The 13,313-nt window shown below is 70.8% G+C and carries 9 protein-coding genes and 4 tRNA genes; 9 read left to right on the forward strand and 4 right to left on the reverse strand.

Annotated features, from left to right (window positions below; all coding sequences use genetic code 11):
• The 3 genes from CW362_RS40125 to CW362_RS40135 all read right to left on the reverse strand — a co-directional run.
• Positions 1-1,754, reverse strand: a 1,754-nt coding sequence (locus CW362_RS40125; protein ID WP_103554534.1) for a DEAD/DEAH box helicase, incomplete at its 3' end; no start/stop codon positions are given.
• A gap of 475 nt (positions 1,755-2,229) precedes the next feature.
• Entirely contained in the window at positions 2,230-2,751 is a 522-nt protein-coding gene (locus tag CW362_RS40130) for a hypothetical protein (protein WP_103554529.1), read from the reverse strand.
• Positions 2,752-2,944: 193 nt separating this feature from the next.
• Positions 2,945-4,192: a serine hydrolase domain-containing protein gene (locus CW362_RS40135; protein ID WP_103554530.1), complete on the reverse strand. Its 1,248-nt coding sequence runs from the start codon at positions 4,190-4,192 to the stop codon at positions 2,945-2,947.
• 163 nt (positions 4,193-4,355) lie between these two features.
• On the opposite strand from CW362_RS40135, the gene CW362_RS40140 reads away from it, so the two are divergent.
• The 9 genes from CW362_RS40140 to CW362_RS40180 all read left to right on the forward strand — a co-directional run bounded on the left by CW362_RS40140 (position 4,356) and on the right by CW362_RS40180 (position 12,144).
• Positions 4,356-4,706: a metallopeptidase family protein gene (locus CW362_RS40140; RefSeq protein WP_103554535.1), complete on the forward strand. Its 351-nt coding sequence runs from the start codon at positions 4,356-4,358 to the stop codon at positions 4,704-4,706.
• Between the two features lie 135 nt (positions 4,707-4,841).
• A complete protein-coding gene (locus CW362_RS40145; RefSeq protein WP_103554531.1) occupies positions 4,842-6,440 on the forward strand; it encodes a metallophosphoesterase family protein in 1,599 nt (532 codons plus the stop codon).
• Between the two features lie 80 nt (positions 6,441-6,520).
• Positions 6,521-6,593 (forward strand) — tRNA-Glu (locus tag CW362_RS40150).
• A 49-nt stretch (positions 6,594-6,642) separates the two neighbouring features.
• Positions 6,643-6,717: transfer RNA gene (locus CW362_RS40155), tRNA-Asp, on the forward strand.
• Between the two features lie 24 nt (positions 6,718-6,741).
• Positions 6,742-6,815: transfer RNA gene (locus tag CW362_RS40160), tRNA-Phe, on the forward strand.
• Positions 6,816-7,034: 219 nt separating this feature from the next.
• The gene (locus tag CW362_RS40165; RefSeq protein WP_240658307.1) at positions 7,035-7,397 is read left to right on the forward strand and encodes a hypothetical protein; all 363 of its coding nucleotides are present in this window, start codon (positions 7,035-7,037) and stop codon (positions 7,395-7,397) included.
• A 67-nt stretch (positions 7,398-7,464) separates the two neighbouring features.
• Positions 7,465-11,442, forward strand: coding sequence for an ATP-dependent RNA helicase HrpA (gene hrpA, locus CW362_RS40170; protein WP_103554532.1), 3,978 nt, complete (start codon positions 7,465-7,467; stop codon positions 11,440-11,442).
• A 96-nt stretch (positions 11,443-11,538) separates the two neighbouring features.
• Positions 11,539-11,613: transfer RNA gene (locus tag CW362_RS40175), tRNA-Asp, on the forward strand.
• A gap of 339 nt (positions 11,614-11,952) precedes the next feature.
• Positions 11,953-12,144, forward strand: coding sequence for a DUF6274 family protein (locus CW362_RS40180; protein WP_103554533.1), 192 nt, complete (start codon positions 11,953-11,955; stop codon positions 12,142-12,144).
• 467 nt (positions 12,145-12,611) lie between these two features.
• On the opposite strand, the gene bldC is transcribed toward CW362_RS40180, so the two are convergent.
• Positions 12,612-12,818 carry a developmental transcriptional regulator BldC gene (gene bldC, locus CW362_RS40185; RefSeq protein ID WP_003949541.1) on the reverse strand — a complete coding sequence of 69 codons (207 nt, stop codon included), beginning with the start codon at positions 12,816-12,818 and terminating at the stop codon, positions 12,612-12,614.
• Between the last annotated feature and the right edge of the window lie 495 nt (positions 12,819-13,313).

Genomic DNA, 13,313 nt, shown 5'->3' on the forward strand with positions numbered 1-13,313 from the left:
CGGTCGCCGTCACGACGCTCGAACGAACGGCCGCCACGGTCGTCGCGGTTGAAACCACCACGGTTGTCATCGCGGCGGAAGCCACCACGGTCGCCGTCACGACGCTCGAACGAACGGCCACCACGGTCGTCGCGGTTGAAACCACCACGGTCACCGTCACGGCGGAAGCCACCGCGGTCGTTGTCACGACGCTCGTAGTTGCCCCGCTCGTCGCGGCGCTGACGCGGCTCGTAGGCGGGACGCTCGTCCGCCTCGACGACGGCCGGGGCGTCCGGGGCCTCGACGACGGCCTGCTCGGCGGCGGCCTCGGCGGCGGCCGCGACGGCCACCTCCGGGTCCTCGCCCCGCTCACGCGCGGCACGGGCGACCAGACGGTCGGCCTCGCCGCGCAGCTCGACGGCACGGCGCTGCGCGCGCTCCAGCTCCTTGGTGAGCTGCGTGACCTCACGCTCGGCCTGCTGGGCGGCGTCGCCCGCGGACTGGGCCTGGACCTCGGTCATCGACCGGGCGCCGGTGATCTCGGCGACCTCGGGCTCGAAGGCCGTGCCCGAGTTGATGATGTGACGCGCGGCGTCGACGCCCGCGTCCTCCATCAGCCGGAAGATCTGGCGGCGCTGGTGCGGGAGCGACAGCGACACGACGGTGCCGGAGCGGCCCGCGCGGGCGGTACGGCCGGAGCGGTGCAGGTAGTCCTTGTGGTCGCCGGCCGGGTCCACGTTCAGGACCAGGTCGATGCCGTCGACGTGGATGCCGCGGGCGGCGACGTCGGTGGCGACGAGCGCGTTGACGTAGCCGTCCTTGAAGTCGGCCAGCGTCCGGGTGCGCGCGCCCTGGGTCATGCCGCCGTGCAGCGCGTCGGCCTTCACCCCGGCCTCGCGCAGCTGCTCGGCGATGCGGTCGGCGCCCAGCTGGGTGCGGACGAAGATGATCGTGCGGCCCTTGCGGGAGGCGATCGCGGCGGTGACCGGCGCCTTGTCCTTGGGCTTCACGATGAGGATGTGGTGCGACATGGTCGTGACGTTGCCCTGGGCGCTGTCGACCTCGTGCGTGACCGGGTTGGTCAGGTAGCGCTTGACCAGCGTGGAGATCTCGTTCTCCATCGTGGCGGAGAACAGCATGCGCTGGCCGCCGGCCGGGATCTGGTCGAGCAGCTCGGTGACCTCGGGCAGGAAGCCCAGGTCCGACATCTGGTCGGCCTCGTCGAGGACGGCGATCTGGGTGTTCTCCAGCGAGCAGGCGCCGCGGTTGATGATGTCGCGCAGTCGGCCCGGGGTGGCGACGAGGACGTCGACGCCGCGCTCCAGGGCGTAGATCTGGTTGCCCATCGACGTACCGCCGCAGACGACCTTCATCTTCAGGCCGAGGACGTCGCCGTAGGGCTGCAGCGCGTCGGCGACCTGCATGGCCAGCTCACGGGTCGGCGTCAGGATGACGGCGCGCGGCTTCTTCTTCTCGGTGTGGCCGCCGGCGAGCTGCGCCAGGGTCGGCAGACCGAAGGAGAGGGTCTTGCCGGAGCCGGTGCGGCCACGGCCCAGGATGTCCTTGCCGGCCAGGGCGTCCGGGATGGTCGCGGCCTGGATCGGGAAGGGGGTGGTCACGCCGTTCTGCGCGAGCTTGCGGACGACGCCCTCGGGGAGACCGAGGTCCGCGAAGGTGACCTCGGGGGCGGACTCGACGGTCTCGACAGCCTCGACCGCGTCGTTGTTCTCGTCGTTCTCGGGCACGACGACGTGATCAGTACTGGAAACAGACATGCGAAATGCGAACCTTCCGGAGTTTCCTCGGCACGCGCCCAAACTCCGTGAAGTCGCAAACGACCGCCTCTATGCGGTCCGGCCACGGCAAGGGAGAGTACGCGCCACGCGGCGCTCTCTGCGGCGGCGCCGGGCAAATGGGATCAAACGATCTACTACCATACGCACCCTTCCCCCATGAAGGCAAACTGAGCCTCATACGACCAGGTGGGGATGCGTTCTTGGCCACCTGCTCGCGCCATCAAAGCTACCTCGGCCGCGCCGGTCGCGCTGTTGAACGGACCACATCCACGGCCCCGGGACCCGTGAACCCCGCCACACCGGCCCGATCCACCGGACCGAGGACCCCGGCGGGCACCACGACCGCCCCGCGCCGTCCACGACGGCCGGTTCCGCCCCGGCCACGGCGCCCGGCGCGACCGGCGCCGGCGCCCTGGGCCCGCCCTCGGCCCCCGTCCCGCTCCCCGGCCGCCCGCTACACGGGCGAACCCGCCTCGGGGGCCGGCTCCCGCTGGATCAGTTGCGTCACCGGCTGCTCGTGCGCCGACGACGACGGCTCCGCCGTCCCGGGGGCGGGCGGCGCCGACGACGGCGAGGCCGGCGGGGGCTCGGGGGTCGGCTCCGCCGACGTACCCGCGGGGCTCGGCTCGTCGCCCGGCGGCGCCGGGTCCCCGGACGGGTCCCCGCTCTTCTCCGTCACGTCCACGGACGGCCCCGCGCCCGGGGAGACGGACGCCGACGCGTCGTCGGGCGCGGACTTCCCCGGCTTCACCCGGCCCTTGCCGCCCTTCCCGTGCTTGCCGCCCTTCCCGCCGTACGACCCGATCCCGGCGCCGCCCACCACGGCCCCGCCGTCGGGCACCCCGTCGGCCCGTCTCTCCGCCGAGTGCGAGGGCACCGGCCGCCCCGCGTCGTCACCGACGCTCATGCAGCCGGCGGCGGCGGCCACGGCCACGACCGCCGCGGCCAGACGGACGGGTACGTACAAGGCGCGCACGGGCGGCCACCTCCGAACGGGGTGTCCCCCGCCCGGAAGGAGCCGGGAGCGTGGGGAGAAACGGGAGTTCCCCCTCTCCAACTCCCGCCGCCCGCGGGAGGACACGCGCCCCCGGGGCCCGGAGGGGCCGCGGGGGCGTCGGTGGAGCCCGCCCTCCCGCGCGGCGGGGCGCGGTCCGGGAGGGCGCCGCGGGTCAGACGATCGCCAGCGGAGCCTCCGGGGCCAGCGCGGCCGCGATGCGCTGGGCGACCACCTCGGCCTGGTTGCCGTCGGGCGTGTCCTTCGTCTTGGTCACGTTGACCGCGATGGCGAGGCGTTCGGACGGGAGGTACGCCTGGATCGCCGCGTAGCCCGAGAACGACGGGTTCTGCAGGACCCATCCGTTGATCACGATGACGCCGAGCCCGAAGTGCCTGGCCTCGGTCTGCTCCAGGCAGACGGTGGCGGGGCAGGTGGCGGTCGGGTGCCCGAGACCGACCGTCCCCGGGTCGAGCAGCGTGCGGTAGGAGCTGCGCGAGATGAGCGCGCCGCTGCCGATGCCGGCCGCCGAACGGGCCAGGTCGCAGACGTGCGTGGTGATCACGGCACCGGGCGCCGTGGTCCACGAGGGGTTCCAGAAGGTGGACTCCTCGTACAGGCCGCGCTCGGACGTGAAGGCGTGCACGACCGGACGCGGGATGTCGGGGGTGAAGTTGTTCCGCGTGTCGTCGAGACCCAGCGGTCCCGTGACGCGCTCCCGCAGGAGCTTGTCGATCCGGGTGCCGGTGATCTTCTCCAGCGCCTGGATCAGCAGCAGGTAATTGGCGTGCGAATAGCTCCAGTTGGTGCCCGGCTCGTACCAGAACGGGTGGCTGTAGGGGTACGCGAGCAACTGCTGCGGGGTCCAGTGGCGGAACGGGTGGGCCTCCAGCTCGGCCAGGAAGGCCGGGTCGGTGACGTAGTCGTGCAGCCCGGTGGTGTTGCTGGCCAGCATCCGCAGGGTGATCTGGTTCGCCTTGGGCACGCCGGGCAGCCAGCGCTCCACGGTGTCGTCGAGGCTGACCCTGCCCTCCTGGACCAGTTGCAGCAGGGTCGTGCCGACGTAGGAGAAGACCACGGAACCGGCGCGGAAGTGCATGTCCGGCTCGGCCGGGACACCGGTCATGGACTCTCCGAGCGCGTCGGTGAGGATCTCCCGCCCGCCGCGGGTGACCTTCAGCTCCACCGAGTTCAGGTGGAGGTCGGCCTTGGCCTTCCGGGTGATGTCGAGGACCTCGCGGGCCTCGTCGCCGAGCGGCCTCGCGGTCCGCACACAGTCGCTTCCGTACCGGCGTCCTGCCCCTTGGGCGGACGCCGGCGCGACGGCGGCCTGGACCGCGAGGGCGAGGAGCGCGGCGCAGAGGAAGACCTTGCGGGCGCGGGCGCGCGCACCGGAACGGGCCGCGGAGGGGATGCGTGTCATGCCCGCACTATCACCGGACGGCCGAGGCCGATTCGACAGAACACTCCGAAAATGGTACGAGATGCCCCATGTGGGGCAGGGGTTCGGTCTCCCCGCCGGATTCCGGGCCCTCCGGGCCTCCGTCGCACCCCGCCACCCGCGGATCGTCACCGACAATGGCGTGGTGCTGGAGATGACGCGCGAAACCTTCGAAGAGCTCGTGAGCCGGGCGCTGGACCGGATCCCGCCCGAGCTGACCCGGGTCATGGACAACGTCGCCGTGTTCGTCGAGGACGAGCCCCCGGCGGACGACCCCGACCTGCTGGGCCTCTACGAGGGCACCCCGCTCACCGACCGCGGCGAGTGGTACGCCGGGGTGCTCCCCGACCGCATCTCGATCTACATGGGCCCCACCCTGCGCAGGTGCGAGACCACGGACGAGGTGGTCCACGAGGTCGCCGTGACCGTGATCCACGAGATCGCCCACCACTTCGGCATCGACGACGACCGGCTGCACGAACTGGGCTGGGGCTGACCGGTCCGGCGGCGGACCCGGGCCCGCCCTCCCCCGCCGCCCCGGCCCGGCACGGCGGCGGACCTCCCGGGCACCCCTCCCGCGAGGGTGACGGAACCCCGCATATCCGCCCCATCCCCTGGGCAGACGGCACAAATGGCCCGCGTCCCCGTTGCCGCAACCGCCACCGTCCGCCGTACGGCCGACCGCGCCCGGCGGGCGCTGCACGCGCTCACCCGCCGCCCCGGCCACGACCGCGGCAAGGGCCCGGTGCCCGAGCTCGCCGCCCGGCAGAACCCGTACGCCCGTGCCCTCGGGCTCGTGTGCGTGGTGCTGCTCGGAGCCTGGCTGGGACTGCTGACCGTGGGAGACGTCCGCGTCCCGGTCGGCCCCATGAACACCACCATGACCCTGCGCCCCTCCCTCACCGGCGGCACGAAGATCAACATCTCCCCTCTCGGCGCGCTGGAACTGCGCAGCCACGAGGCCCCGCTGCGCCTGGACGTGGATGTGGACCGGCTCGACCCGGAGCGCTCCCAGGCCCTCGTCGAGCACCCGGAACGCCTCGCCGGGCTCCAGGACGAGATCGTGCGGGACGTCGAGCACGGCACCCTCGACCTGGCCGTCCGCTCCTGCATGGCCGTGGTCGCCGGCGCCACCGCCCTCGGCCTCGCGGTCTACCGCCGCCCGCGCCGCGCCCTCGCCTCCGGCGGTCTCGCCCTCTGCCTGCTGGCCGGTTCGGGGGTGACCGCATTCGCCACCTGGAACCCCGAGTCGGTCCTGGAGCCGAAGTACTCCGGGCTCCTCGCCTCCGCGCCGTCCCTGGTGGGCGACGCCCGCAGCATCGTCAGCGAATTCGACGTCTACCAGAAGGAGTTGGCGCGCCTGGTGACGAACGTGACGAAGCTGTACGACGTCACGTCCACCCTCCCCGCCTACGAACCCGACCCGACCACGATCCGGGTGCTCCACGTCTCCGACATCCATCTGAACCCGGCGAGCTGGAAGATCATCGCCTCGCTCGTGAAGCAGTACGCCATCGACGTGATCGTCGACTCCGGCGACACGATGGACCACGGCTCGGCGGCCGAGAACGGCTTCCTGGACCCGATCCCCGACCTGGGCGCCCCGTACGTCTGGGTGCGCGGCAACCACGACTCCACGGAGACGCAGCGCTACCTGGAACGCCTGCGGAACGTGCACGTCCTCGACGACGGCCGGGCGGTCACGGTCGCGGGCCTGCGCTTCGCCGGCATCGGCGACCCGCAGTTCACGCCGGACCGCTCGGCCGTGCCGGGCGGCGACACGGTGGAGGACCTCGCGGGCGCCCGGCTGGCCTCGGCCCTGCGCGACCAGCGCGCGGCGGGCACCCCGGTCGACATCGCCGTCGCCCACGAACCGCGCGCCGCCCGCGGGACGGACGGCACGGTTCCCCTGGTGCTCGCCGGCCATCTGCACCACGAGGGGACGGAGGTCATGGAGTACGGCACCCGGCTGCGCATCGAGGGCTCGACGGGCGGGAGCGGGCTGCGGGCCGTCGAGCGCCGGTACCCCGCCCCGATCGAGGCCTCGGTCCTCTACCTGGACCGTGACACCCGCCGGCTCCAGGCCTGGGACGAGATCCGGCTGGGCGGCCTGGGCCTCACGACGGCCGAGGTCAGCCGTCATCTGGCGGAGGAGAACCAGCCCGGCGCGACCCCTTCGCCGGCCCCGTCCCCCAGCCCCTCGACGCCCCCTTCCGGGGCCTCCCCGTAAACCGTTTTGGCGATACCTCTCGCCATCCCATATGCTTCTCACGTCCCCGACGCGCTGGAAAGCGCGCAGGCGGGCCGATAGCCCTCATCGTCTAGCGGCCTAGGACGCCGCCCTTTCAAGGCGGTAGCACGGGTTCGAATCCCGTTGGGGGCACGCAACACCGTGTGCGACACTTGCTTCGCTGGTTCGCACACAACAGCTTGGTCCTGTGGAGCAGTTTGGAGTGCTCGCCACCCTGTCAAGGTGGAGGCCGCGGGTTCAAATCCCGTCAGGACCGCTGAGGTTTCTCCGGAAGCCTCGTGGCTGGGTAGCTCAGTTGGTACGAGCGATCGCCTGAAAAGCGATAGGTCGCCGGTTCGACCCCGGCCCCAGCCACAAGAACGAAAACCCCCTCCGGGTCGACCGGAGGGGGTTTTCGTCGTTCACGGAACCTCAGGGGCTCGGAACTGCTGAGGAGGGGCGGACCCGGACGGGTCCGCCCCTCCTTCGCGCACCGGAACGGACGTGGCCGGTAAGGGACGGTCCGCTTGGCACCGCGTCCGGTCGGCGCTAGCTTCTCCGGCTGATCGATCGGGTTCCATCGGGGGGACGGACATGAGCCGGAACGAGACCGCAGCCACGCGGGACACAGAACTGGAGAAGGACCGGGCGCGGTACGGACTGGCCGCGGTCGTCATGAGCAATCTCGCCATCGCCGGCATCGCGATCTTCGGTGTCTGGCAGCTCGACGGCGACAAGGCCGTGATCGTCGGCGTGCTCACCGCCGCGTTCACCGCGGTGAGCAGCATGACCACCGCCTACCTGGGCATCAAGGCCATCTCCAACACCGCCCGGTCCATCGCCCTGGGATCGGCGCCCCGGCGCGAGCCCGGACACGCCGCCGCCGAGCCCCCCGCGCCCGGCGCCGGGACCCCCGCGGCCGAGGCGCCCGCGCCGCCCGCGCCGCGCGCCCCCTGACCCTCCCCCGCGGCGGTGGCAAAAGGGTTCGCCACGGATTTCCCCGGGATGAGATCCTGGACCGCGTATGTCTACGCACCCCGCCCCCGCCCTCGGCGATCTCGCCGCCCGCCTGGCCGAGCTGCCCCTGCGCGACGCGCACCGGCTCGGACGCAGGCTCGAAGGCGCGCGCAAGATCCGCAAGCCCGAGGCCCGCTCCGCCGTGTTCGCCGAGATCGAGGCGGAGGTGGCCAAGGGCGAGGCCCGGACGGCCGAGCGCCGCGCCCGCGTGCCCGCCGTCACGTATCCCGAGCAGCTTCCGGTCAGCCAGAAGAAGGACGAGATCGCGGCGGCCATCCGCGATCACCAGGTCGTGATCGTCGCCGGTGAGACCGGCTCCGGCAAGACCACCCAGATCCCGAAGATCTGCATCGAGCTGGGCCGCGGCGTGCGCGGCATGATCGGGCACACCCAGCCCCGCCGCATCGCCGCCCGTACGGTGGCGGAGCGGGTCGCGGAGGAGCTGGACACCCCGCTCGGCGAGGCCGTCGGCTGGAAGGTCCGCTTCACCGACCAGGTGAACCCGGACGCCACCTTCGTCAAGCTCATGACGGACGGCATCCTGCTCGCCGAGATCCAGACGGACCGCGAGCTGCGCGCGTACGACACGATCATCATCGACGAGGCCCACGAGCGGTCCCTCAACATCGACTTCCTGCTCGGCTACCTGGCCCAGCTGCTGCCCAAGCGGCCGGACCTCAAGGTCGTCATCACCTCCGCCACCATCGACCCGGAGCGCTTCTCCCGGCACTTCGGCGACGCCCCGATCGTCGAGGTCAGCGGGCGGACCTATCCGGTGGAGGTGCGCTACCGCCCGCTCCTGGAGGAGGACTCCGAGGACGCGGACCGCGACCAGATCACCGCGATCTGCGACGCCGTCGAGGAGCTCCAGGCCGAGGGCAAGGGCGACATCCTGGTCTTCCTGTCGGGCGAGCGCGAGATCCGCGACACGGCCGACGCGCTGAACAAGAAGAACTACCGCTTCACCGAGGTACTGCCGCTGTACGCCCGGCTCTCGCACGCCGAGCAGCACCGCGTCTTCCAGCCGCACACCGGACGCAGGATCGTGCTGGCGACCAACGTCGCCGAGACCTCCCTGACCGTCCCGGGCATCAAGTACGTGATCGACCCGGGCACCGCGCGCATCTCCCGCTACAGCCACCGCACGAAGGTGCAGCGGCTGCCCATCGAGCCCGTCTCGCAGGCCAGCGCCAACCAGCGCAAGGGCCGCTGCGGCCGTACGTCCGACGGCATCTGCGTCCGGCTGTACTCCGAGGACGACTTCCTCGCCCGGCCGGAGTTCACCGACGCCGAGATCCTCCGCACGAACCTCGCCTCCGTCATCCTCCAGATGACCGCGGCCGGGCTCGGCGACATCGAGAAGTTCCCGTTCATCGACCCGCCGGACCACCGCAACATCCGCGACGGCGTGCAGCTCCTCCAGGAACTGAACGCGCTGGACCCGACGGAGAAGGACGTACGCAAGCGGCTCACGCCGACCGGCCGCAAGCTCGCCCAGCTGCCCGTCGACCCCCGGCTCGCCCGGATGGTCCTGGAGGCCGACAAGAACGGCTGCGCGCGCGAGGTCATGGTGATCGCGGCCGCGCTCTCCATCCAGGACCCGCGTGAGCGGCCGTCCGAGAAGCAGGCGCAGGCGGACCAGCAACACGCCCGCTTCAAGGACGAGACCTCCGACTTCCTGGCCTTCCTCAACCTGTGGCGCTACATCCGCGAGCAGCAGAAGGAGCGGGGCTCGTCCGCGTTCCGCCGCATGTGCAAGCAGGAGTACCTGAACTTCCTGCGCATCCGCGAGTGGCAGGACATCTACAGCCAGCTGCGGACCGTCGCCCGGCAGATGGGCATCCAGCTGAACGAGGAGGACGCGCCCGAGCAGAGCGTCCACGTGTCCCTGCTCGCCGGTCTGCTCTCGCACATCGGCATGAAGGACGTGAAGGAGACCGGCTCGGAGAGCGGGCGGGGCTCGGGCAAGAACGAGTACCTGGGCGCCCGCAACGCCAAGTTCGCGATCTTCCCGGGCTCGGCGCTCTTCAAGAAGCCCCCGCGTTTCGTGATGTCCGCCGAACTCGTCGAGACCTCGCGGCTGTGGGCGCGCGTCAACGCCCGGGTCGAGCCGGAGTGGGTGGAGCCGCTGGCCGGCCACCTCCTGAAGCGGACGTACAGCGAGCCGCACTGGGAGAAGGACCAGGCCGCCGTGATGGCGTACGAGAAGGTCACGCTGTACGGCGTGCCGATCGTCGCGCAGCGGAAGGTGAACTACGGGCGGATCGACCCCGAGGTCAGCCGCGAGCTGTTCATCCGCAACGCGCTCGTCGAGGGCGACTGGCGCACCCACCACAAGTTCTTCGCCGACAACCGCAAGCTGCTCACCGAGGTCGAGGAGCTGGAGCACCGGGCCCGGCGCCGGGACATCCTGGTCGACGACGAGACCCTGTACGACTTCTACGACCAGCGGGTGCCCGAACACGTCGTGTCCGGGGCGCACTTCGACTCCTGGTGGAAGCGCAAGCGGCACGAGGAGCCCGAACTCCTCGATTTCGAGCGCTCGATGCTCATCAACGACCGGGCCGGGGCGGTCACCAAGGACGACTATCCCGACTCCTGGCTCCAGGGGCGGCTGAAGTTCCGGGTGACCTACCAGTTCGAGCCGGGCGCGGACGCGGACGGCGTGACCGTCCACATCCCGCTCCAGGTGCTGAACCAGGTCACGGACGAGGGCTTCGACTGGCAGATCCCGGGGCTGCGGGAGGAGGTGGTGACGGAGCTGATCCGTTCGCTGCCGAAGCCGATCCGGCGGAACTACGTGCCGGCCCCGAACTTCGCCCAGAAGTTCCTGGAGCGGGCCGTACCGCTCCAGGAGCCGCTGACGCTGACCATGGCGCGCGAGCTCAAGCGCATGGTCGGCGTGCCGCTGACGGCCGACGACTTCGACTGGTCACGGCTCCCGGACCATCTGAAGGTGACGTTCCGGATCGTCGACGAGCGGCGCCGCAAACTCGCCGAGGACAAGGACCTGGAGTCCCTCAAGCTCCGGCTGAAGCCGAAGGCGCGCCAGGCGATCTCGCAGGCCGCCGCGGCGACCGCGGAGCGCGAGGGCGGCGAGTCCCTGGAACGCTCCGGGCTGACGGACTGGACGCTCGGCCCGCTCCGGCGGGTCTTCGAGACGCGCCGGGCCGGCCAGCCGGTGAAGGCGTACCCGGCGCTGGTCGACGACGGCCCGAAGGCGAACACCGTCTCGGTGCGGCTCTTCGACACGGAGGCCGAGCAGGCCGAGGCCATGTGGAAGGGCACCCGTCGGCTGATCCTGCGGAACATCCCGGTGAACCCGGGCAAGTTCGCCTCGGACAGGCTCACCAACGCCCAGAAGCTCGCCCTGTCCGCGAACCCGCACGGTTCGGTGCAGGCGCTCTTCGACGACTGCGCGATGGCCGCCGCGGACAAGCTCATCGCGGACTTCGGCGGCCCGGCGTGGGACGAGGAGTCCTACCGGAAGCTGTACGACAAGGTGCGCGCCGAGATCGTCGACACGACCGTGCGGACGGTCGGGCAGGTGCAGCAGGTGCTCGCCGCCTGGCAGGCCTGTGAGCGCCGCCTGAAGGACCTCAGGAGCCCGGTCCTGCTCGCGAACCTGGCGGACGTGCGAAAGCAGCTGGACGCCCTCGTGAAGCCCGGTTTCGTGACGGCGACGGGACTGCGGCGGCTGCCCGACCTGATGCGCTACCTGGTCGCCGCGGACCGTCGTCTCCAGCAGATGCCGACCGGTGCCCAGCGGGACACCAGCCGCATGGAGAAGGTCCACGAGATGCAGGACGAGTACGCCTGGCTCCTGGAGCAGCTTCCGCAGGGCCGTCCGGTGCCCTCGCCGGTCCTGGACATCCGCTGGATGATCGAGGAGCTGCGGGTCAGCTATTTCGCCCACGCGCTGGGCACGGCGTACCCGGTCTCCGACAAGCGGATCGTGAAGGCGATCGATGCCGCGGTGCCGTGACGGCGTCCGCACGGGTGGTGAGTTCGACCCGGGGGTCTGACCTCATGTACAGTCTGTTTCGCAGCCACGGAGCAACAACAAGTCGCTGCGAATCAAGGTCCTGTGGAGCAGTTTGGAGTGCTCGCCACCCTGTCAAGGTGGAGGCCGCGGGTTCAAATCCCGTCAGGACCGCACGAGGAAAGGCCCGGAGCGAAAGCTCCGGGCCTTTTCGCATGTCTGCCTCCCCGATCACCCCGCCCGTCTCCGCGAGTCCGCCCGCCCGCGCTCCGGACGGCGGGCGCCCCGAGAGGCGTGCACTCCAGGCGCCGTGCGCTCCGGACCCCGTTCGCTCCTGGCGGTCCCGCGCGCTCCCGGGCCCGCGCCGCTCGTTCACGTGCGCGCACCGGTCCGTGCACGGCCGCGGACCTCCGGGGGTGCTCCCGCGGCGCGTTCGCGTCCCTTGACGGCGTCACATTCCGCCGGTACCCCGGAATCCAGGGCCCTCGCCCTGCCGGCCCTCTGGAGGTGCGTATGGCGGTGTCCGCCCGGCACGAGACCCGGGCTCTGCTCCGAGCCCATCTGGCGGCCGCCTCCGGGTACCGCCACCTGACGCGGCACTGCCCCGTCTGCCACCAGCTCGCACGGCTGGCCATGGAGGCCGTCCCGAACGACGAGCAGGACCCCGAGGGCGCCCCGGAGGACGAAAGGCCCTCGACGGCGTGACCGGGGCCACTCCCCGCGCGGACGTCACCTCGCGCGCGTGCCGGCCCGAGGCGTCCCTCACGCCCCAACTCCTTTAGCGCAGAAGGATCTCGAGCGACAAGGACTGTGGCATGTGACGGGAGTCACCGCATATGTTTTCAGAAACGTGGAACTTACCCCCCTCATACAACCAGTCAATTTAATATGTGCAATTGCACTCCCCTACGGCCACCCTCACAGCCGATCCGACACCCGCCCCCAGACTCCGACAAGGCCGCTCACAGGCCGGCCGCCGGAGCCCTCGGAACGCACAAAAAAAATCGCGCTGGACCCGGCGGAGTCCAGCGCGATCTACGACGCACCCTGTTCATGTGGCAAAAACGCTTGGGCGTGAGCTCTGTTGGGGCAGAACCCGCGTCGCTTGGAGCTGTGGTGTGGACGCCTCGACGGGTTGGGGGATCCGTCGACTTGTCCGGTTATGCGGTGACTCAGGCTTCGCTGCGCTGCTGCGGGATACCCGCGAGCAGTGCGCGGACCTCAGCCTCGCGGTAACGGCGGTGCCCTCCGAGCGTGCGGATGGACGTGAGCTTGCCGGCCTTCGCCCACCGCGTGACCGTCTTGGGGTCTACGCGGAACATCGTGGCGACCTCAGCCGGGGTCAGCAGCGGCTCGGCATCAGGGGTGCGAGCGGTCATGAGCGGCCTCCTCGGGAGAACCGAACCTTCTCGGTTCTTTCCTCTAAATTCTGCACCTTGACCCGCGTTGCCCGAAATGGCGGACGCGAGTCGAGTCGGTTATAGGACGAACGGCTTGTCCTCGGCACTACAACTACACCATCCGTCCAGCCGCGTCGGCCAAACCGATGGAATTGCCCTCCCAGGTGTTCATCAGCGACGGAAGCCGATGGACCATGCCATAGCGGACAGTCACGCCACTGTGACGATCAGTCACAGGGCGATCAGGAGTCACCAGACGCCCTAAAAGCGTGCAATGCCGAGATTCCCCCCTAAAGGCGGGCGGAGGGAGCCCTCCCCCGGGCTCCTTGTCCTATTTTGACACGAGGAGGGGGACGCGATGCAAGAGCCGGGTAAGTGCCGTCCGTCACGCTTGGCACCCGTTGACGTATAAGCCCGGATCAGGGCCTACGTCCTGGACGTGAGGGTTCCTCAGCGTCCGAGGACCATACGCGA

This window comes from Streptomyces populi (genome assembly GCF_002911015.1).
Lineage (GTDB): Bacteria > Actinomycetota > Actinomycetes > Streptomycetales > Streptomycetaceae > Streptomyces > Streptomyces populi.